Consider the following 23,577-nt stretch of genomic DNA (forward strand, 5'->3'; position numbering starts at 1 on the left):
GGCAATCCTGCCAGTATACCGGCAGAAGTATTTTTATAAAGAAGCCCCTTTGTATGTCTTTTCAATTTTGCGTGCTTTACTTTTTTTGATAGCATTAAATTGCTCTAAATACATTGCTGTGATTTTACTCATTGGTAGGGCAGTTGCTGCCTTATAATTTGCTTGCCCCAAAGCAGTGCGATATGCAGGGTCCAATACTATTTTTTCTATAGCATCAGCCAGACTGTCTACACTTTCTGGATTAAAGAACTCCCCCTGGTAGCCTTCGTCTTTTACTAATAAACTTAGATCTCCCAAATCTGGCATAACCACTGCTTTACCGTAACTTCCTGCCTGATGTAATACTCCAGAACTACCTGTTGTAGAGGTATAAGGAAACACGACCATTGCACTTTCTGCAAAGATTCGAGGTACATCTACTTCTTCTACATAACCGGTAAAAGTGAGTTGAGGTACATCTGCATATTTTTCTTTCATCGATTGCAAATACCCAATAACATTAGGATTGTCTGTTCCGGCAATTACAATCTCTAAATCAATATTTGTTCTGGATCGTATTTTTTCTACCGCTTCAATCATAATTTCTACTTTCTTGTAGGTGCCAAATTTACCAAACGTCATAATTTGTAATGGGCCCGCAGGAAGTGTGTATTTTGGTTCTTCAGGTATTTCAAAAGTTCCATGAGGAATCTGTACTACATTTTTGGTTTTATATTTTGCTTTTAAAATGTGAACATACTTGTCAATGGTAACGGCAACGATATCGGCAGATAAAATAAACCGGGTGAGTGTTGTTCCTATAACATTATAGATTTTTTGTAAAACTTTATTTTTTGTAAACCCAGAGCTTTCCAAATCAACTTGCTCCATAATATTATGCAATAGAACTATTGTGGGTATGTTGTTAAAGACACATCGTTTGGGTAATAATAAACCAAGTGCTGCAGCTATTTTTTTATCACCAAATTTCATAAACTGAAGATTGAACAATACTGCATCTGGACGCGTTTGTTTAATAGCTTTCATAACAGAGAAGATATTACTATACCTATTAAATTTCCAACATTGTTTAACGACTACATTACATCCTTCTTCTTCAAAAACGGTATCGGCATCTTTAGGAGACACATCGGTTAATAAAACAAGCTCAGATACCTCTGCATGTTGCCTAAAATGTTTTACCAGGTGGTATGCATATTCATTTAAAGTCACCTTACTAGGCGGATACGCCGTTACAATTGCTAATTTCATCTGTTGAATTTTGTATTCTTTTTTAGAAACAGACAGAGACGAATTAAAATCGAGTAGAAATCTTGTTGGTTAACAGGTTTCAAGATTTTAGGACGAATGGGGTACGTCTTTACTTTTTTAAAATAATAAACTACAATTTATAATAACCTGACAACAAAAACAACTGAAACGTAAGAAGAATAACTATAATGTTGTCGATTAGAAAGAGTTTTGTACGTATTACAGATACTAAATTTATATAACTAGAGGTTAGTAATTTTCTCTAAAAATATGATCTGCTTTATTTTTTTTGAAAGCGTTTGCTATTACATTATTTTCTTTGCCTAAAACAAAAAGTATTTTACTTCTTCTATTGGCTTTTGCATAGATTTCTTTTAAAACTTTTATTGCTTTTTTGTCGATTTTTTTTACTTTTTTTAAAGACATAACTACTTCTTCATAATGATCTAATAAGTAGTTAAAATGATCTTTTACTAATTCTGTATTATCCAAAGTAAAGTTTCCTACGACTTCAAATGTTCCTGAGGTATTTATTATTTGTAGTTTCATGATATTTAATATTTGGGGGTTATGTTTTATACGAAATCACTTCTTAGTATGTAACTTACTTTACCAAAAGCATTACTTACTTTTTTATTTTCTTTTCCAATGATGTAAAAAATCTTGTTGCTTTCCACAGCATTTCTAAATAATTTGGTCAACACTGTAACACCTGAAGCATCAATTTTTTTAACCTTATCAATACACAATATCACTTTATCAGAATTGAATAATAACTTCTCAAAATGATGCTGTAGCGACTTGGTGTTTTCTGCTACAATACTTCCTTTAATTTCAAAAATCCCTTGGTTTTTAGTAATTTGTAAAGCCATAACTTCTTGTTTTATTGGTTATTATTATTTCAAAGATGGATCATTTTTTTTGCATCTCTACGCCAAATCTGTTGAGTTGCAAGTATCCTTCGATGAATTGATTTAATGGTTCGTTGAGCCTTTTTTAGATAACTTCTGATAGCTTACAAAAAAGAAGATTTGAAATATGAGAAGAATAGCCATTGCTATTATTTGCATAATAACAATATCGGATAATGTGTCGTGAAAGAATATGATAAGTACCACTTGCGAAACCCCAAGTAACGCCGATAATACAACGGGTATATATTGATCTAAGGATAAAAAGTAATAGGCAAAAATGTTAGAAATAGCAAAAAGTGAAGTTGCGATTGCATATTTCCACAGTAGTGGCGCAACACTTAAGTATTCTGAGCCAAACATGATATTGATCACGAATTCGGGAAATAGGTAACACCCCAGAACAATTGAAGCAGAAAGTAATGTGATATAAAACACATACTTAAATAAAATAGGAGCATGAGATTCTCCTTCTTTTTGTTTTTCTACTACTTTAGGTAATAGTAACATTACAAACATCCAGGCAACAAAATAAACTACTCTGCCAATCAATGCTAACGACGCATATAGACCTGCCTCATAGGTTTCAAAATAATGCTTAACCATCAGGATGTCACTATTGTTGATTATGATTTGGGTAAACTCATAAAAAGCCGTTAGCAAAAAAAACTTAATGATATATTTAGATTCTGTAGATGGTAGTTTATGCTTTTTTGTGATCTCTATATCCTGGGAACGAAAAGGTAATAACCCAAACAAAAAAGAAATAGCAATACCCAAAGCAACTAAAATAGAAGATTGTAAACCTAAGGTATATATTAAAATAAGAGTAATAACCAATCTGCTTAGCATTTCTCCCTGGTAGGTAATTGCAAGGCTGTCAAACTTTTTACTGCCCTGAAACACTCCTCTGTTAACACTCATTATAAAATAAATAGGGACACCAATCCCAAAAATGGTAAACATAGTAGAGGATTGAGTATTAAAAAGTAGCTGAAGTTGTTTGGAGAAAATAACTAAGAGTGCACCAAAGACAATCCCGATACTACTCGAATATTTATAAATAATATTGATAAAACTTTTAAATATTGAATCCTCAAAAAGCACAGAAAACTTGGCGGTTGATAGCTGAAATGTCATCGCTATAAACGATAAAACCAAAAGAAAAGTAATTAATAATGCTGCATCTGCAAATTGTTCGGGACCTAAGATTCTTCCTAATATCAAATTGTATAGATAGTTTCCTCCATTAACAATGATAACGCTGATCATAAATTTTTGTTCAGCACTTAATTTCTTTAAAGCAGTATTAAGAATCATATTCATAAAGTTAGTTTTTAATTTTCCAACCTCTACATTTTATTTTAAAAAAAATCTCTTTTTAATAAAACCACTATACTACCTATTTTTGGGTAGTATAGCAGCTTTATTGACTATTGTTATTGTATTAAAAAACTTCCCTCGTATCTTTTCTTAAAATCATCTCCTCTAATAATATACTTATACACTCCTTGCTGTAAATTCTTGGCAGTAAACGTAAAAGTATCTGATGGAGCTGCTACAGTTCCTAACTCTTCTTTTTGCACAACTCTACCCAACATATCGATTACAGAAATTGTAATTTTTTGATTTGCTGTAGGCATTTTGATCGTTGTTTGTGTCCTGAACGGGTTAGGAGAATTATGTATAACAGTAGTATTATCTGTGGTTAGCGTAATGTCCTCGATATCATCATTATTAATAATTGTTGCATCACTATCTTCCTCATCAATAGTGTCGTCGGTATTTTCTTTCTCCTTGGTAAAAGCAAGTTTAGCAACTTCTAGATTAAAAAGAGCAAAGCTTTGATAATCTCCCTGAATAGAAAATACAACACTTCTTAATTCATCGATAGAAACACTTTGTTTTGCCTTACTAGAAAACTCTGAAAAAGGAATGGTATACGTTTGTTTTGTATCACTTGCTTTTATGGTATATCTAAGCCTGTCATTCCAGTTTACAAGATCTTTGGTTACCAAAATTACTTCTACATCTCTGTCGGTATATAATTCAAACTCAACTGCATCATACTCAGAAACATTTAGGGTTAGATCACCACCAAGAATATTTCTAAACAAGTTCACGGTTTCTTTAAGGTTACCACTTACTTTGGCATCTCGTTCTACTTGATAATGCCCTTCTTGCGTGTCACTGTTTTTATTTTTTATGATTTCAAAATTAAATACAGTAGCTCCCTGCTCAAGAAAATCGATACCCCATGGACCATCTGCCAGGTATAATACATCTGCTGTATTGGGATTATCTCCCGTAATTGCAAATCCAATATCAAATAAGTATCCTGTTTCTACAGTAATAGTTTCCTGGTATTTACCAGATAAGGATATGGTTTTGGTAATTAGTTCTTCTTTAGATAGCTCGGTAACTCTTTTGTTTCCTCTGAAATTAAACTGACTTACTTCTGATTTATTTACAATATCCAGAATAAGTTTACCGTCTCTATAAAATCCTTTTTGTACAAATACAGATGGAATGTTATTAGGAATAAAAGTTTTACCTAATGATTTTTGTTCGATCAATTTATCGATAATCGTATTTGCAATAGTTGCTACCTGTGGGATAGAACCACCCCAAATCTGGAAGTTAAGGTAGTCACCTTCTGGATATTGATCGATATTCCATAAGCTATATAATTCATTTTGAAACTCATCTATTCTTACAGAGAAATGTAAGGCTTGTTCAACTTCTCCTGTAACTCTTCTGATTTTGGTATTTACCAAAGTATGATTTCGAATTGTTAATGTTCTTATATCTTCTAATACAGAACCATTAAGTCTATCACAGATCGTTTTAGAATGATCATAAACAGATCCTTTGGTTGCCATAGCCAGGGCTGCTCCAACTCTCTTATTTTGATTGTAGTAATCTATCGAAAATACTGCCGTAGCATTCGTTATACCAATTAGATCGTCTGGACTAGAAACAAAAGATGTTTCTGTTCCTGTAGCACCGGTTGTTGGGAAATAGATACTTAAATCTTGGTTATTACCAGACTTGTATGATTTTTGACCCGGGGCGAAACGTTTCTGTAATTTCTTTTGATTGTATACGTTGTTCGTTTTTGATCTTAAAAAATTTCTTTTGGCAATTAAACTAGCCAGGTCACCATTACTTTCTAATCCACCGTCGTTTCCAGAAGTTACAACACCTTCTTCTGTTAATTCTGGAATGTTTGTAGTTTTTAAGGAGGAGTATTGATCGGCTTTGATGTGAAAAAGAACATCATTAAAGTCGTGATCTGCTCCCGGGTAGTCCCTTCTAATATCTTCAAATCCAAGTACGATACTCTCATTTGCCGTATCAGCAAGCAAGATATTATGTGGTCGTAGGGCTTCATCACATTCTGGGTTGTAATCAGGATTAGAATAGATTTGCCATAACCCAGAGTCTACGGTGCTACCATTCCAACCGTCTACAAGTAATACCCAACCAATACCAGTATCTGCTGCAAAACTTCCTATGTTTACAGTATTACCAGCATTTAATTCACCATTACTACCTGTTTTAGAAGCATTAGGAAATACAATAGTTATATCTTCTGGGCTAGGAGCCACAGCAGAAGGACTATTGATATCATAGGTATAAAAACCTAGTGTATTTTTATAATTTGTGTTTTCACCAATAAAAGTTACAGAAACATTCGTTGTACTTTCAATAATAACATTGGTGTCATATCCCGAATAGATATAATTCGGGTTAAGGTTTGGTACAGAATTTCCTTCTGGTAATGCGTTATCGATTCGTGTGAGATAATCAGAAGTGAGTGTTTCGTTTGTTCCCAGATAGTCTGGCGTTCCGTTACTATTGTATGTTCCTGGATATTGGTATCGCTGACCGATACTTAGTACAGGAAAACTGCTTGGAGTTTGGTTTCCGTTATCAGAATCAAATACAGTTTCTTTTAAATCAAAATTATCATCTAAGCCATCCTGATCAAAATCATTTCCTGCGGCAACTGTATCAGCAGTACCATCACTGTTAGTATCATACCCATCTACAGTATCCAAAGTTCCATCATTATTAGAATCGGTATCCATAAAGTCTGGATTATCAGTACCATCAGTATTTACATATCCTTGGGGAGTACCACCATGATCTGGATCAAAAGCATCGTCCATACCATCTCTATCCTGATCAGAACCAGAAAGGGTTACGAAACTTGCGCTGTTTTGCCCTTCGATAAGATCAATAATACCATCCTGATCTGCATCAATATCGTATGGATCATAAATTAAGTCACCATCGGTATCGGTAGGGTAGAATGCAACTCCAGTTTGATCAACGTCTACTATGTCTGCAATTCCATCAAGATCAGAATCCACAAAATTATCATCTTCAGAATTAAAAAAACCATCTCCATTGGTGTCATAACTTCCTAGTCCGGCTTCAACGATATCAAATATCCCATCGTTATCACTATCAAGATCCAATGCATTAGGAACTCCGTCACGATCAGTATCAAAAGCCAAAGACACTCCACTATTACAGGTGTTACCAAAATCCGGATCCAGGTAATTAAAAATTCCATCAGAGTCATCGTCTCCATATGGGTCAACTCCACCACCTTCTACCACATCAGGGATTCCATCACCATCGGTATCCTTATCAAAAGGATCCAAAACTTCATCTTTATCAGCATCTATAGGAGATACTCCAACTGCACATTTAAAGCCATCATTAGAATTTGTTACTTCTGTATTGTTTAATAATGTAGCATAAGGAGTAGCAGACTCATAGTCATTTACTAAATACAATCCACCTTTATTACTAGATACATATAATCGGTTACTGGTGTCGGTATAACACGCACCAAATGTATGACTAGGCAAATCTGTAACAGACTTATAGCTAAAAGCAGGTGTAGCTGTTGTAAGATCCCATTTATACACATTTCCTTTACTACCGCCATATAGATTACCATCTATAAATACGATATCTGCACAAGTACTTGGTGAAGCCTGATCGGATACTACAATCTCAAATGTAGGAGATGAAGAACCATCATAGCTTTGAAGATTGGTAATCTTATGAAAAGATTGTTTGTCGAGTGCGTTTTGAAAAACCCATAGATTTCCTTCGCTATCTACATCGGCAGCATAACCACCACCAAAAGAAACACCTCCGTTTTGTGCAACAGCACCTAGATCTACTACCATGTCTGTTCCAATACGTAGTAAATGCTTATCGCTATTTCTAATCGCATATAAAAAGTTATCTACAGGATTGTATCCCCCCGCATTGTATGCTGTATGCGTATGAAGAGGGTCTGAGTATGTTCCTGTTATCGGGTCGTATGATCGTAATGCTCCAGAAATTACCTGATAAAATTTTCCCTCGTTACAATCAAAAGATTGTTGGGCATACGTAATATTCGCTAGGAGAATTATCAAAAGGATAATGATCTTTTTCATAGTATATACTGGTCGTATGTATTGAAACTAATACAGACGTTTTTTTGATAGTTAAAATAGATTTTGAATTAAATTTTGCTTAAGAAGAAAAGTAGTTATCTTACCATATAGTAATTTGTTTTAAGATTGAAAATATCTGAAGCACTTTTGCTATTTGTTTTAATTTTGAAGTAGCTAAACCAGATCATTAATAGATTGATCGGAATAAGAAAAGAATCTTTTAATGTTATTTTAGAGCCTTCTACTTCAATCCAACTATCTAGTGGTTCTTCACTAATACAGTTTAACAGATCTTTTAACCCTACATGTTTTTTTAATCGAAGAAAGATTTCGATATCAAATAGCCATCTGCTTATAAATCGTTGGCTATATACATTTTCGATGATACTTTTCTTAAATACTTTTGCACCACACTGTGTATCTTTAATAGGAAGCTGAAGAATAAATCGGATAAAGAATCCAACAAAGTTTGATAAGAGCTTTCTAATTATATTTCTTTCAATATTGTTTGCTTCTGCTGCTTTTCTAGAACCAAAAACCATGGTTAGTTTTGGATCACTATTTAGTTTCTTTACTAAGTTGTCCATTTCTTCTAGTGATGTAGAAAGGTCGGCGTCAAGAAAAGCGATATTTTCTATAATGTCTATATCTGCTAGGTAGTTTGCTCCGGTTTGTACTGCGGTAGCCTTACCTTGGTTATGTTCGAGGTCAAGTACTGCTATCCTTTGTGGATCAAACTCTTTGAGCTCGCACAACATTTTTAAAGTGTCATCAGAACTGCCATCATTTACAAAACATAAGTGGTAATTAGAATTTTTGCTTAAGAAATCGCAAAACTTTTTTTGATCCAGTCTATTATATTCATTATAGCATGGGATAATAATTCCGGTAATTTTCGTCATTTTTTTTAGATTTTGGGACATACTTCCGGGGTAGTAGAAGTATTGGTTTTTTAATACGGGTCTTTATTATTTTTTTAGACCTTAATCTTTTAAAACATGTTAAACATTCTTCTGGGGATTTTTGAAGACTATTTTACATTTTGACGAATTTACTGTAATCTCGAATTGATGGTAAGCGCTAGTTATCAACTCGTTGTAAAAGTAATATTGGTTTTTGAAATTTGATTATGGTAAAACCACAAAATATTTACGCAAATTCCAAAAACAGTGTATTTCGTCGGTTAATCGATATTTTTTACTGAAATTTTAACATTTTTTGATTTGAAAAAGAAGGTAAAATACTACAAATGTTAAAGAAAAAAATGATTTTTTGATTATTTTAATGTTAAAAAAAGGGGGTTTTTCCCCTGTTTCATTCCTTAATTATTTAAAATTATGTTAATGCTGATACATTTTTTGTTAAATGAATCCAGGGTAGAGATATTATTTTTATAAAACTTATTAAGTTTTTGACTGCTGTTTTTTTAGTTATTCTTACTTTAACGATGTTAATCAACTATTACACAAAATAATGCACTTAAAGTCATTTTTTATTAGCCTTATATTTTTGTTTTCATTTTCACTTCTATTTGCACAAGATATGCAAGAAGGGTTTACGTATTTAGAAACCGGTAAATATGATAAGGCAAAATCTTTTTTTGATACAATTCTAAAACAATATCCCGATAACAAAACAGCACGTTTGTGTTACGGAAGAGCAGTGGGGTTACTAGGAGATTCGCAACAGGCGGTATCTATTTTTACAGGGCTAAAAAAGGAATATCCAGATGATTTCGAAATTAAACTAAATTATGCCGAATCACTACTCTGGAATAGCGAGTTTGCCAAAGCTGAAACGTTTTATGAAAAATTGATTAAAGAAGATAGTAATAGCTTTCCTGCAGTATTGGGGTACGCAAACACACTTTCTAATCTCAAAAAATATGAAAATGCATTAAAGATGGTTAACAATGCATTACAATTACAAGAAGGAAACCCCAATGCTCTATTATCACGCAAATATATTCGTCTTGGGTATGCCAATACCATTGCACAAGACAAAAAATATAATGAGGCCATTGCATTATTAGATCAAAACCTAATTGATTTTCCTAATGATAAGGATACCCAGTTAAACAAAGCAAATCTGTATCTCATGACTAATGACTTAGATAATGCAGAAAAAGCATATACTGCTTTGGCAATACATCCTAAGGATAGTATTATATCGCTAAATGGCCTGGCTCTTGTAGCGCATAAAAGACATAAAGAGAAAAAAGCACTAGCTATAGCTGGTATGGCGATGCATAAAGTAAAAAAGTTTAAAGAAGATAAAGAACTCTACTTATCTACACGAGAACGATATATACAAGCGCTATTATGGAACAGGAAATTTGCTGTAGCAAAAGAAGATATAGCCCGATTACAGCAGTTATATCCAGATCACCCAAGAGTACTGGCTTTACAGGCTAATCATGGGATGTATACCAGTAATTTTAAAACCAGTCTTCAAAAATACGATACGATATTAGAAAAAGACAAGGGATCTTTTGATGGTAATTTAGGAATAGCAAATGCGTATAGAGCTGTGGGGAAGGATATGAAATCCTATACATACGCCTTTAAAACATTAGAATATTACCCAAAGCAACAGGATGCCGAAAAGTTGATAAAGACGTTAAAGAAATCACATACACCATTTATCGAAGAGAAAACAGCATTCACTTTTGATAACGGAGATAATGAAGCTGTAAATATTACAGTAAAAACCGAGATTCCTCTGTCTGCCAAATTTAAATCAGAGATTCAATACGATTATAGAACTACAAAAAATACAGTAACCAAAAATGAAGCCACTTCTCATGATTTTTGGCTGGGGGGAGTATATAAATTTAATGGAAAAGTTTCTCTACAATCCAAAATAGGAATCACTAATGCCGATGGATTTACAACCGAATATACAGAATTAGTTGCCGAGGCGATAGTAAAGACAAAACCTTTTAAACTTCAAAACTTAGATGTTGGATATAAAAGAGAGTTGCAAAATTTTAATGCAGATTTATTAAACCGGGAGATTGTAATGAATAATTACTTTTTGAATTATAACCTGGGGACCAATTTTAATTTGGGATGGTATACCCAGTATATCTATACTTCTCAAACCGATGATAATAGCAGAAATCTACTTTTTACCTCTTTATACTATACGGTACTACAACGACCTATTCTAAAAGTAGGTATTAATTATCAATATCTTTCTTTTAAGAACCAGGTGCCTGTAATTTATTTTAGTCCTGCACGATTTAATTTGGGAGAGCTATTTGCAGAAGTGGTAAGTGATCCACAAAAAAAGTGGTTTTATAATGCAAGTGCAGCTTTGGGTCGACAATTTGTAGAAGACGATCCGGGTTCATCTACTTTTAGAGCAGAAGGAAAATTTGGATATCGGTTTTCAGAACGATTTAAAGCAGGAGTCTATGGTAAGTATAGTAATATCGCTTCGGCTACAGCAGCAGGTTTTGAGTATGTAGAATTTGGTTTCAGGTTAAAATGGCATTTCTTAAAAAAACCAATTTTTGATAAAAAGATTATGGAGTTACAAAAATAGTACAGATTTGTATCTTAAATCCACTGTCGGGGTTATACCAGGTTTTCTTCTTTTATATAATACAACCTACGTCTTAAACCTCTAATTTTTTTGATATTTTGTATTACAAAATTTCAAAAAAACCAGCTACATCTCTGCAACTGGTTTTTAGCATTTATTTACTCTACCCCTCACTCATGTCTTTGACGCCACTAGCGAGATGCTAGCGGGAGCGGGGTTTTATTTACTTTTTCAAAGATTTAGCTAATAGAGGTAAAACTTCATTTAGTTTTTTATATTCATATATTTTATTCCCCCCATATTCCATACCAACCCATAAATATGATTCTATCGAACTTTTTTCTTCTAATGATAAATTTTCTATTGCTTTTAAATATTCTTGTTCACCAATCTTTTCGATTAAACTAATTAAAACATAGCCATGATCATATCCTGCTGCATCGGAAATTTTATAAGTTGAAATCTTAATTATTGCTTCTTTATCTAATTTAATTGCTTTATCTAGTGTATCACAATATAAATCATCTATTTGTCTATTTAAAAGTTCTGAAATTTTTATTCCTTGAATTTCTCTACAATTACTACAACTCATAATCATTGTATAAACAATTGTAATCATTACAAAAAAGTGGAGTTTTCGCATTTTAGTTATTCTTTTTTTGTTTTGGTTTAGGATTTTGTCCAGATACTGTAATAGTACCATAAACAGTTAATCTAGAAAGAGGGTTCACAGATTGTCTTCCTCTTCTATCATTAACAGTTGTAGTTTCTGTAGATTGTATGATTTGATCCATAACTTTCCACTCTTTTTGTTTTTTATTATATTCAGGACCTCTACAGATAGTAACACATCCATGACTAACACTTCCTAAGTGTAATCTAAATCCATCTCTTAAATTTCCTTTTGAGTTTCTCTCCGTTGGATCATCATATCTATCATTATACCGATTTCCATCAGTTCTTGAATCAATCCTGTAGTATTCTGGATGTCTTTCATCTGCTTTATTATCTACTAAATCGTATTCTCCATTAGGAATTGGTTTTTCTTCAGGTTTTTCTCCAAAATTGACTTCTCCATCACCATCCTTATCATTACCACCAGTAAAAACATTATGAATTACTAATATTTGATTATACTTTTCTTCATCTTCTCCAAAAGAAAATTTATATTCCTCAGCGCTTACTGCTCTTGTATCTAGATTGTCATCCCATTTATCATCATCATAAATGTATAATCTGTTATTAGTCTTATCAAAATGGATTACAACTTCTTGACCGTCAGGATCAACAAAGAAAACAGGGTTGTTCATTGTGTAATTATATGGACTTAAGGATAAGTACTGTTCTGCAAGAGGGTCTAAGTTCATCCATCGACCTAAACTAGTATCATAATTTCTTGCTCCATAATCCATCCAATCCAACCCAAGTTCGTCTTGTTCTTCCTTACCATTATACCCATAATTATGATTTCTACCACGTAACATAGTATTATACCCGGAATGAGTCATCCCAAAGGGGTAGTAGTTTTTCTCCTGTACGATCTCACTTTGCGTTATAGAACCATTCTTATCAGCATCTTTATAGGATAGTCGTATGTTTCCTAAGTGATCTTTAAACTGGTATACATACTTATATCCATCAGCTTCTTTCTCTACAATACCTTCTGTATGATTAAAGAACTCCAGGTTACCATTCTTATAGACGAATTTCCCAGCATATTCTGTTGTCGATGAACTTCCCTCTGTTGTAATCTTCTTTAATTTTACCCCAGTGGCATCGTAAATATAGGTAATATTTCCATTATGAGAAGCATTATTTACTGTTACTGTTTTAGGGAGATTTAAATGATTATAGGTAATCCCTGTAATCCCCTTGTTTTGATCTATTGTCATATTACCATTGGCATCATAGGTATAATCATCATTGGTATTGGTACCATCTTTAAAGCCAAAACTGATATTGCCGGTATCGGCTACTTTTAAGAGTTTATTACCACTATCATAGGTATATGCCAGGATATCCATATCACCAAAAGAATTAGCTGCGGTATTTAAATGCCCCTTTCGATTTAAAGAGAGGATATTACCAACTCTATCATAGGTGATACCACTTACATCATAATGACCACTAGTACTGCGTCCTTGAGTAATTCGATTTAGATGATCATACTGATATCCATAGGCACGTTTGGTATTGTCATTTGCTGTTTTCCAGGTGGTTTCACTAATATTACCATTGTACAAAGCCGTTGCTCCCAGGTTTTCTGTAGTGGTGTTATAATTGATCTTAAATGCAAACAGTTTGTTACCAAGAGCTATATCAGGATCATTGATTTTAGTCAACCATCCCCTTACATTATAGGTATAATCCACTTCTTGTAATCCTCCTCCAACTGTTTTAGAGGTTAATTGTCCTAACTTATCATAGGTATTAGATACGATCAATTCTCCCGGGAATTCCTCGTTCTGGATCTTAGCAAAGAAAGAAGTACTAGCTGTAGCTGCAAAATGAAATCCATTAGACAAGGTAATGGTATTACCCGCTACAGTAGTTGTAGTCTGGGTGATCGGTTGTGATAAGGTTACTGCTGGTGTAACCCCGGTATTACCGGTGCAATTTACCCCAGAAGTATCTTCTATACATTGTCTTTGGGTGAGCATCCTACCCATATGATCATAGGTAAAGGTATCTATGGTAACAATGGCAGCATTGCTATCTTTGGTGTGAGTACTTTTGGTTTGTTCTACTTTACCTACAAAATCCAATTGGGTTTCTATAACATCTGTAGTGTTTAGATACTCATTCTTGCTAGCTATATAGATAGGTCTTGCTTTTTTATCATAATAAGTAACCGTGGTGATCCAATCATAGGTATCAAGTACTCGTACCTTGCTTCCTGTAGGTAGTGTCTTGGTTTGATCGGTAATAGCTTCGTTATATACCGTACCAGGATTGGTTAATCCTACAATGTCAAACCCATAATCATCATAATAGTTGATGGTATGTAACTCCAGGTTTGTTTTTGGGAATGCCACATTACTATAATAGATAGTAGTCCCATCGATCATAGCCACAGCACCGCGCTGCTCCCATAAGGTAGATTCTGTATTTACAGCTTGTTGTATGGTTTTTCTATCGCGGTTATCGGTAATCTTACCCGTATAGGTAACCCTGCCAAAAACATCATATTTGGTAAAGAGCCAGACATTGCTCGCTTTTAGATTCGCGTCCTGAGTCAGAATAGGGTGATCTAGTTTATTATACACAATATACTCCCAATCCTTACCAGGGATTTTCTTTTCAATAAGTCTATTACGATTGTCATATCGGTATTGATAACAGAGTTCTGCAAGCTCACTCTGGCTTACCCCATCACTAACCGCTACTTTAGGGGGGATTACATAGGTTAAATTCCCAAATCTATCGTAAACATAATGAGTGTCGTGTGCCGATCCTGCATTAAAGGTTCGTTTTAAAACAATTCTACCCTGTTTATCCTTGTACTCTTTGGTCGTATGATTGTTACCTTCTGCCGGAGTCCAGTTTTCATCTTGCGTGATGGTTATATGTAACTGATTTACAGCATAAAAATTATCCTTTACCAGACTAGGGGCCTCAGTATCATTTGGATTAGCAAAATCTACTTTAAAATACACCACCTCATTAGCTTTATTAGTATACCAATCTGTCTTTATAGTATGATCTGCATCACTACTGGGGTTTGCTTTCCAGGCTGTACCAGGTGCACCGATTTTTACTACTCTATTAAGAGGAGATTTATCAAAAATGCTTTCTGAATAGGCATTAATTTGTGTAAGATCACTAATCCCAGGAAAATCACTGGCATAGGTATCTCTGTAATACTGGTTAATATCGGTGTTTACATTGATCTCTTTATAACTCCCTATCGTATTGTTTGCCTCAAAAGGTAGATATTGCTTTGCTTGTCTGCCATAGGCATCATACTCGATATGAGTCACAATATCTTTACCATCTCGTGAGGCTTTGATGGCTCGTTGTTGTATGGGTCTACCCAGTCCATCAAAATAGGTGACACTTTCTATGGCTTTATCTATATCGTTAATGTTAGAGCAGTTTACATTCTCTAGTTCTGCAATGGATAACGCTACTTGAGGGACTGTGGTATGAATATAGTTCTTGTCTGATAGCACTACCTGGGCCTGGAGATTTACCCCCATTAGGATAAGTAGTATATATATAATTTGTTTTTTCATGTTTTTTATTTTAAATAAGATTACCATCCTGTACCACCACCTGTAGTTCTGTTTACTGTAACATACATAGTGACCGTAGATACTTGTCCGGTTTTGGTATCCTGTATTGTAGCACTAATCTCATGTTCGCCATTTGTATTAGACCCATAAGAAAATGTCCTTGAGGTATTTGTGGAAGTATGGTTTAGAGAAGAATCCTGCAAGCACCTTATTTTCCAGGTTACATTACTAAAACTCCCAGAACCACCACTTACTCCAGTTATTTTAAAAGTTACATTAGGGTTGTTATTATTAATATCTCCGAACAAAGGAGTGGCGCTTATTACCATTGGATTATACGCATATACTGTTTGAGTATTAGCACCCCATTGATACTGCGAGTTTTCTAATCCTCGATCCACTACTCTAAACTTAATTGTATATGTTCCTGCGTTAGGAAAATTATATGAAAGTGTTGTTCCTGTATCAGGTTGTTTTACATCATTAATAAACCATTGGTACAATCGAAGACCTGTACCACCGCCTATAGCAGAAGCAAAAAAGGTTGTCGTTGTCCCTTTTAGAATATGTGTATTTGATGCACTTACATTAGGTGGATTTAAAGGGTTATACGCATATAATTTACGTATAGCGCTGTTTACAGATTTTCCACTTCTGTTATCAATAACTTTAAAATATACGTTATAGGTTCCAGCAGTAGCAGGAATATATGCTAATGTAGTTGCTGTACTGGCTTGTTTTACATTGTTGACATACCATTCATAGCGTAAATTACCAGACCCGCCACCAACACCAGAAGCACTAAAATCAACGTTAGTTCCTTTTACAATATTAGTGTAGTTTGCGCTTACAGTAGGAGTAACTATAGGAGGATATTCAACTACTACACTCATCGTTTTGCTTACCCTGTGTTTGGTTTGGCTATTATAGGCCAGTACTGATATCGTATAAGTACCTTCGCTACTAAAACTTTTAGTAAAGCTTGTGCTGCTATCACATTGTTCTTGCGTGCCGTTAACACTCCATGTATAGAGATCAGCACCACTACTTCCTGGAGTATTGGCTGTAAAAGTAACAGCCTGATTCGGCTGGGTTGGTCCAGAACCTGGTAGATCAATAGTCACATCTCCTAAAGTAGCCGTTTGTTCACCTTGGTAATTATAACGTACTTGTTGCGCAATATGCTGGTTGTTATCTAACCCATACATAAGTCTGTTAAACTCATCATACTTATAATACGCTTTATGCCCTTTGGGGTCGGTAATACTGGTTACCCCAATAAGAGGATCATAGGTGTATCCCGTTACTTGGGCATCTGCAAAATAAGCGTCCTCTCTAAGGTTTTTAAACAGGTTTCGCATGGTTACTTCTTCTGCTTCTGTATCTTCTGTATTCGATGCGGTTTGTAACTGAGTGATTAAACTACTTGCTGTTGAAGAAATCCCGGTATAACTGGCATTATCGATCTTAACAATAGGCAAGGTGTTGTTATATCCCCATACATACATGATATGACGACCATCAACCTGCGAAACTTCTAAGGGATACCCTTGATGATCATAGCTTAGATACTCTACCTGATCCTGAAATACATTTAATGCGCTTTCCTTTCCTTTTAGGGTTTTAATCAGTTTTGGTAGTAATTTACCATTACCCCAATCTTTAAACGCTATACTTTGAGTAGCTACAAATTCATTACCTTCTTTAGTTTGAGTTTTTATCGGGATAGCAATTCTGTTCTGGGCTATTAAACTGTTATGCACTGTATTGCTTAGATCATACGGGTAGAGAAATTCTGTAATCATTGTATTATTATGACTACCAATATCTGTTTGTGTCTTCAATTGTCCATATGGAGTATCATATGCATATGAAGTTTCCCTGGTAAGTGTTTGTTCATGTAAAAACTCTCGATGTATCGTTTTTATGAGTTTGTACTCTTTGGGATAATCGATGTAATAATTATCCTTAAAATGGTGTGGGTTTCCATAACTACTCGAAATATAGTGTCTGCCAACTGCCATTCCATAGGCCTTTACACTACTATGCATACCTTTGCCATATGGGTAAAATTCCTGATATTGGTTAATAGTTTCTTTTTCAAGAACAAATTTTCCGTTTTCTTTTTTATGCACTTCCTTTTTAAGAAGCTGACCTTTTTTCCAGTCGTTATTCATTGTAGTTATAAAAGGAAAGTTTGTATAATTGTTACGGGCCACAGTATAATAATTTACCTCTTTCCCATTATCTCCACCATTTACAATGGTTTCTACTCGTCGATATAATACCGGAGCTCCCTGATAACTGGTAAAATCACGCATACTATTGCTCACGGTGTGAATTCTGGTTATATCTGCATTTATTCCATCATAGTATTTTGTAGAATACCTGAATACAGGAGAGGATCCGGTCAAAACGCCACTATCTATGCCATCTTCTAATACATATTTATAATTGGTTGTCTTGCAATTTCCATTATTATCACAATCCTCAGTGGTACTCACACGTACTCCTCCTACATAACTAAAGAGTTCTCCTGCTTCATTAACAAGCTCTTCATATTTTATAGAACAGTTTGCATATACATCTCTTTTTGTTGGGGCATAAATGCTACCTGTTATACGAATTATAGCACCTTTAGGAACTGCTGTAAAAACAACAGGGTTTGTTTTATAGTAGCTATCTGGGCAGCCTGCTGGGGGCTCACATTGTGCTTCGGTATCTTCTCCGGTTATGTTTATTTCTCCCAAAGTAGAGTAAGGAGGAGGTAAATCTAAACATTCAACTTTTATACTAGCCTCTGCACCTTGTAAACCGATATTAGGGGTTACATCTGGGTTATCAGGATCATACAGGAACATTCCTGCTCTTAGGCTTACTTCAATAATTTGGCTAGATGAGACAGTAAATGTTGTGTCAATTGTTTTTGTAATCCCTTGTCCTGCCTTATTATCACTTCTGAATGTTTTGTTCCTGGTGTAGGTATAAAAATCTGCCAGGCCGGAAGATGTAGAAGGTACCCTGTTTTGCTCATAACTGATCAAACTGTATCCTTTTGTAGGATAGATTATCTTTTTTAATGCCCCCGAGCGTGTTTTATTATGATCTATTTTCCTGTTTTCTAGAGATAAAAGAGAACCAGAATTCCCATTATAATACCCCCATGGATCCTGATATTTATAATTTACAGAAGGCCCTAAGGTGTTAGGAAAAGGATAATATTCAAATTGATACCAGGGTAAATTTGTATTGCCATTACTTTTGGTAATTCCTACTAATGTTTTTCTGTTTTTTGTTGGATCACTATACGTAAAATTATACTTTATGATCTGTTTTCCTGTATTCCAAACAGAAATCTCATTCAAGGTCTGAACCGATACTTCCTGGTCTAAAACACCCGAGGTGATATCAAATCTCACCTCACCGTTGGGAAATATAATTTTTTGAAGCTGGTGTCTGGTTGTAGAGTTATCGGTATAATCCTCTTCAATAGAAGCTGTACCTCCCACAGAGGTATCTTTAGTTCTTGATTCAGAATACACTCTTTTACTATAACTTTCTGTAGGGCTATACTCAAAATAAATACTTCCTTTATTATCGTTTAATTTGATACGGGTTAATAAAAAGCTCATAGGGACATTGCGGTTAAGAGATTCTCCTTCAATTGAAGTCTTATATGTGTAACTCCCTATTTCGTGTATCTCAAAATAGTATGTAACTCCGTTATCTTTGGTAATTATTATTGTATTGTTCGTTTTGTTTACTTTGAAGTTTCTATGCTCCATAAAAACGATATCTCCTTTCTCATCATGCGCATAGCTTCCACTTAATCCAGGAGCACTAATAACATATTTGTCCTGTTGTGCATCATAATTTCGATTGGCAATATTATTATAAATCTCAAAACGTTTATTAGTATCATACTCATCAATTGGAGTACCCTGGTCATATACTGTTTGCAAAAAAGGAATAATAGCATTGGCTTTATAAGATTGATCTCCATATTCATCATCTTTTCCCCTGATTTGTCGTGTTATCCTTCCATTGGCAATTAAATCCCATCCCATCCCGGTCATGGGATGATCTTGTTCGGTAATAAGACCACCATAATTGTACGACAGATGAATGGGCCATTCAAAATCCCCGACTTTAATAGTGTAAACAGGTATTGTATAATTAATTTTTCCGGTAGATAGGTTAACAGGGATATCCCCATATTTACCTAAAGAAGCTGCTTCTGGTGATACAGGAAAAACCTGTAAGGCTTCTTCTAATGGGTTTGGCGTATTAGTTTCCTGACCTATGGCGATAGTACCCACTATAAGCAGAAAACTTAAAAATAGTATTCTCATATAAAAGTTTTTAGTGACTGATTTTATTTTTTAATCGTATTCCCAATGCAATATTAAATCATCCCAGTTTCGTTTTTCGGGACTGAGAAAAAAAAATGAAAGTTTTTTTCGAAAAAATAAACATCAGATTTTGAGGTGAGGTAAATACCAGCATATCGAGGGTAGAATCCATACTAAAAAATAGAGCAGAAATCAATCTGCTCTATGTTAAGAATCACTAGTATTAATTTGCATTTGTCAGGCTAATTGCCAACAATAATGCGTGCTGCCAGATATCCATTATAAAAAGTAGTATGGGTACGTTTAAAACGTTTCATGACTTTATCCCCACTATTACCCAAATCCTGAACTTTTAAATCATCTTTTAATTTTTTATGTAAACTTTAGAATCCAAAAGAATCATTAAATAATCCTACCAAAGTGACAGAAGAAAAATTCGACTTATTTATTTAAGCTGTTTTTTTAGTTTATTCTAAACATAGCATCATAATTATCTTCGTAAATACTATGTAATTGTTCTAAGGGAATTTTTTGTAAGGTCTTAATAATCTTTGTTTTGTTATAGAGCGTAACAGTATAGGAGGTAAAATCTCTATTTGCTTTGACTTCCATTCCATACTTTGGTTGGGCATTTTTATCAAATGTTAAGAGGCATACAAATTGCTTCTTGGTGAAATCACTGTTAAACCAACTATTATCTACTTCATCCTCCCACCTGTTTTCTTCTTTTTTAGACAGTAATTCTTTTTTGAAATTGGCGAATATATATTCTTTTTTGTGTATGTATAAGGATAGTTTTGAAAAGAGTTGTAACATGTAATCATCATTCCGATAATTTTCTATTTGTTGTAATTTTTTATCATCCCAGATAGAATAAACATGACTAAATACTTCCTGAGTTTGTATATCATTATCTTTTATATAAGTATATCGTATTTTGGTTTCAAGATTTTTATTGATTCTTTTTTCTTTTAGAATTTGACCTTGATGATTTTTTAATCTTAGTATATTGTTTGTATTCGTTATAGAAAATTTAAAAGGTTCTATAATAGAATATCCATTAGCTATTGAACTAAGTGTAAATATTCTACCACGGAACATACCTGGAATTCCTATTATGATGCTATCGATTTCTCCATTTTTTATATGGGACCTAGTTATGATTTGATCTTTATCCTTTTCTTCATACAAGTACTGATATCCATTATAAATACTACCATTTTTATAGATAGATTTTGTAGTTAAATTAATGGATGTATCTTCTTCTTTATTGTTTGCTAACGATATAGAATATTGAAACTTCTTTTCTCCATTTTCGTACTGATCTACTGCCATAAAGTCTTTTACATCAAAATATCCATGAAAGGGTTTCCCTTTTTTATAAATCCCTTTAATATTATTTTGCCCATTGACAAAGATACTATCATAGGCCACAGATTGGATTACGCCTTCTTTATATATTTCTGTTATTGTATACTGATACCTTTTTTTATGTTTACGAATTTGTTCTCCATGAAGTTTCCCTTTAGCATACAAAGTCTTATTTCCATCATAATCTGTCGTAAACCCATCATAGGGGATTCCCTTTTTGTAATATATTTTTTGATTTAGTTTTCCTACGTTATCATAAAAAACGCATTCACCATCTACGACACCTGCTTTTGCATGATAATATCCTACATGGTCTATTGTATTAGAGTTTCCGTTTTTAAGATGGGGATAATAATAATAGTTTTGTTTTCCCTCTTCTAGACCATTTATAATATGTTGTATTTTGTAACTGACCCATATAGGTCTAGGATATTCATAATCGTATCCTATATCATTATCTGATAGCAAAAATGTACCATGGTCTTTTTTTCCATCTTTATAGGTGCCTTTTGCAATGATTTTGATTTTTTCCTCAGAGTTGTCGTTATATTGTAGCTTAACTACTCTTTCCTCCCCATTTTTTTTTCCTGCTTTATAGGTGTAGTTATATTGTCGATCTAATTGATGGTACGGGATAGAGTCGGTATATGTATTATAACTACCTTCATAACGCTTATCATTTTTATAAATAAGTACGTTTTTGAGTTTACGATCTTTGGTATATGTTGCACTTTCTCCATTTTTTTTACCATTTTTTAGATGATAATATGAGGTAATGATGCCCTTTTCAGTATTATAGACCTGCTGTATTCCTTCTTTTTTTCCACTGGATACTTTAGCAATGGTAATCTCCGCGGCCTTTAATTCAAAATAATTTTTATAAAACACAAAAGTTCCTTTATTGCGTTTACCATAAACAAAGTTCCCTTCAGCAATGATCTTTCCTTTATGCTTTATATATTCTTTTCCGTGTTTAACTCCTTGTTTATAAGTTACAAATAACTCATAGTTTTTTGCGTATAGAGGGTATAGGTAAAATGTACCTTCATAAGGTTTATTATTTTTATATATTCCTTGAGTTACTAATGTCCCTTTTCTATCAAAATGGGATGTTTCATATCCATTTTCTGTATACGAGGTAATATCTTTAATGCCATTTACATATCCACATTCATTAGCGCTGTAGTAGTTAATTTCTTTTGTGTGAAATAGATCATCATTCGAATAAAAACTTGGAGTGCCATTATATAAAAGTTCCCCTGTAGGGCTGTAATTTGAAATTTCTTCTTCTCCATTAGGCAGGTATAGTATCGAATATGCCAATTGTGTTGACCCCACATAGAATTTTTCTTCCTTGACAAGTTTTCTTGCTTTATAGGTTTCAAAACATTGGTTTGTTCCTTCCTCAGTCCAACCGTTTTTAGTATAATATGAATATACGATCTCTCCTGTTATGCTATATCCTGTACATTGCCCTTCTTGTTCTCCATTGTGATACGTGCATTCTTCTTTTTTTTCGCCAGTTGTATAATAGGTAGTAATTATTCCTTCTTTTTTACCATCTACATACATTCCTTTTTCATAAGTCCCATTTTCATAAGTCCCGAAGTGTTCATAAATATCGTTTTCAGGACATAAGGTTAAGGTATATTCCCCTTCTCGTTTACCTTCAATGTAATGTCGCTCTAGTATGATGTTTTCATTTTTATCATATCTGGTATATGTACCGTGCATTTCACCTTTACGATAGTGTACTTTAGATTCAATAGTTTTTGTATCACTATAATATGTTATACAAATGCCTTCTTGTATATCATTTTTATATGTTCCTTCTTCAATAATATTCCCAATCTCTGTGCTATATATGGTATATGAACCATGTTTTTGACCATACTCATACTGATATTGTTCATTTTTTTTGCCTTTATAATATTTGATGTTAACACCATGTCTTTTTCCATTTAAATAATTTACCTCTTCCTCTATTTGTGTGTATTGTTCACCTGTAGCATTATCAAATACCCAATCATATTTAACTACTGCGCCTTTGATTTTTCCATTTTCATAGTGAGCTATGGTATTGATCTGTCGGTTTTCGTAATACCAGATAACTTCTCCTTCAAATTTTTTTTCATTATTTTTATGTGCCCATCCTGTCATTTGAGGATCGCCATTTATATAAAAATCCTGGATGTATATTAAATCTCTTTTCTTTTTTAAGGGTAAGTTACGATAATAGACTGCATTTTTTTTATGGGTTTTTTCCCATTCACCATCAAAATAGATTTTACCTTTTTTTTGAGCAATACTCATGAAGGGAATCACAAGCAGTAGAAATAATATTTTTATATTCATTCCTCTTTGATTTATTTATGCAATCACAAAAGTAAGTTCTATGAAACGAGGAGATACACCCTGGAAACAGTGATTATAACTTCAC

The 23,577-nt window shown here is 33.7% G+C and carries 11 protein-coding genes; 1 reads left to right on the forward strand and 10 read right to left on the reverse strand.

The window, feature by feature from the left end:
* Positions 1–33: 33 nt before the first annotated feature.
* The 6 genes from DK441_RS08480 to DK441_RS08505 form a co-directional block, all read right to left on the reverse strand.
* Entirely contained in the window at positions 34–1,251 is a 1,218-nt protein-coding gene (locus tag DK441_RS08480) for a glycosyltransferase (protein ID WP_109098325.1), read from the reverse strand.
* 249 nt (positions 1,252–1,500) lie between these two features.
* The gene (locus DK441_RS08485; protein WP_109098326.1) at positions 1,501–1,800 is read right to left on the reverse strand and encodes a hypothetical protein; all 300 of its coding nucleotides are present in this window, start codon (positions 1,798–1,800) and stop codon (positions 1,501–1,503) included.
* A gap of 26 nt (positions 1,801–1,826) precedes the next feature.
* Positions 1,827–2,123 (reverse strand): STAS domain-containing protein, encoded by a 297-nt coding sequence (locus DK441_RS08490; RefSeq protein ID WP_109098327.1) that lies wholly within the window; start codon positions 2,121–2,123, stop codon positions 1,827–1,829.
* Between the two features lie 102 nt (positions 2,124–2,225).
* Complete coding sequence (locus DK441_RS08495) at positions 2,226–3,488, reverse strand: oligosaccharide flippase family protein (RefSeq protein WP_370444307.1); 1,263 nt, start codon at positions 3,486–3,488, stop codon at positions 2,226–2,228.
* Between the two features lie 113 nt (positions 3,489–3,601).
* Positions 3,602–7,630, reverse strand: coding sequence for a DUF4114 domain-containing protein (locus DK441_RS08500; protein WP_109098329.1), 4,029 nt, complete (start codon positions 7,628–7,630; stop codon positions 3,602–3,604).
* Between the two features lie 95 nt (positions 7,631–7,725).
* Positions 7,726–8,532, reverse strand: coding sequence for a glycosyltransferase (locus tag DK441_RS08505; RefSeq protein ID WP_035094503.1), 807 nt, complete (start codon positions 8,530–8,532; stop codon positions 7,726–7,728).
* A 607-nt stretch (positions 8,533–9,139) separates the two neighbouring features.
* Here DK441_RS08505 and DK441_RS08510 point away from each other — a divergent pair.
* Complete coding sequence (locus tag DK441_RS08510) at positions 9,140–11,179, forward strand: tetratricopeptide repeat protein (RefSeq protein ID WP_370444308.1); 2,040 nt, start codon at positions 9,140–9,142, stop codon at positions 11,177–11,179.
* A gap of 223 nt (positions 11,180–11,402) precedes the next feature.
* Here the strand turns inward: DK441_RS08510 and DK441_RS08515 are convergent, their stop codons facing one another.
* The 4 genes from DK441_RS08515 to DK441_RS08530 all read right to left on the reverse strand — a co-directional run bounded on the left by DK441_RS08515 (position 11,403) and on the right by DK441_RS08530 (position 23,492).
* The gene (locus DK441_RS08515; RefSeq protein ID WP_160112004.1) at positions 11,403–11,822 is read right to left on the reverse strand and encodes a hypothetical protein; all 420 of its coding nucleotides are present in this window, start codon (positions 11,820–11,822) and stop codon (positions 11,403–11,405) included.
* Between the two features lies 1 nt (position 11,823).
* The gene (locus DK441_RS08520) at positions 11,824–15,414 is read right to left on the reverse strand and encodes a DUF6443 domain-containing protein (protein ID WP_160112005.1); all 3,591 of its coding nucleotides are present in this window, start codon (positions 15,412–15,414) and stop codon (positions 11,824–11,826) included.
* Between the two features lie 20 nt (positions 15,415–15,434).
* On the reverse strand, positions 15,435–19,766 hold the full coding sequence (locus tag DK441_RS08525) for a PKD domain-containing protein (protein ID WP_109098333.1): 4,332 nt from the start codon (positions 19,764–19,766) through the stop codon (positions 15,435–15,437).
* A 462-nt stretch (positions 19,767–20,228) separates the two neighbouring features.
* The gene (locus tag DK441_RS08530; protein ID WP_109098334.1) at positions 20,229–23,492 is read right to left on the reverse strand and encodes a toxin-antitoxin system YwqK family antitoxin; all 3,264 of its coding nucleotides are present in this window, start codon (positions 23,490–23,492) and stop codon (positions 20,229–20,231) included.
* Positions 23,493–23,577 lie beyond the last annotated feature (85 nt).

It is taken from the genome of Aquimarina sp. AU58, from assembly GCF_900312745.1.
Lineage (GTDB): Bacteria > Bacteroidota > Bacteroidia > Flavobacteriales > Flavobacteriaceae > Aquimarina > Aquimarina spinulae.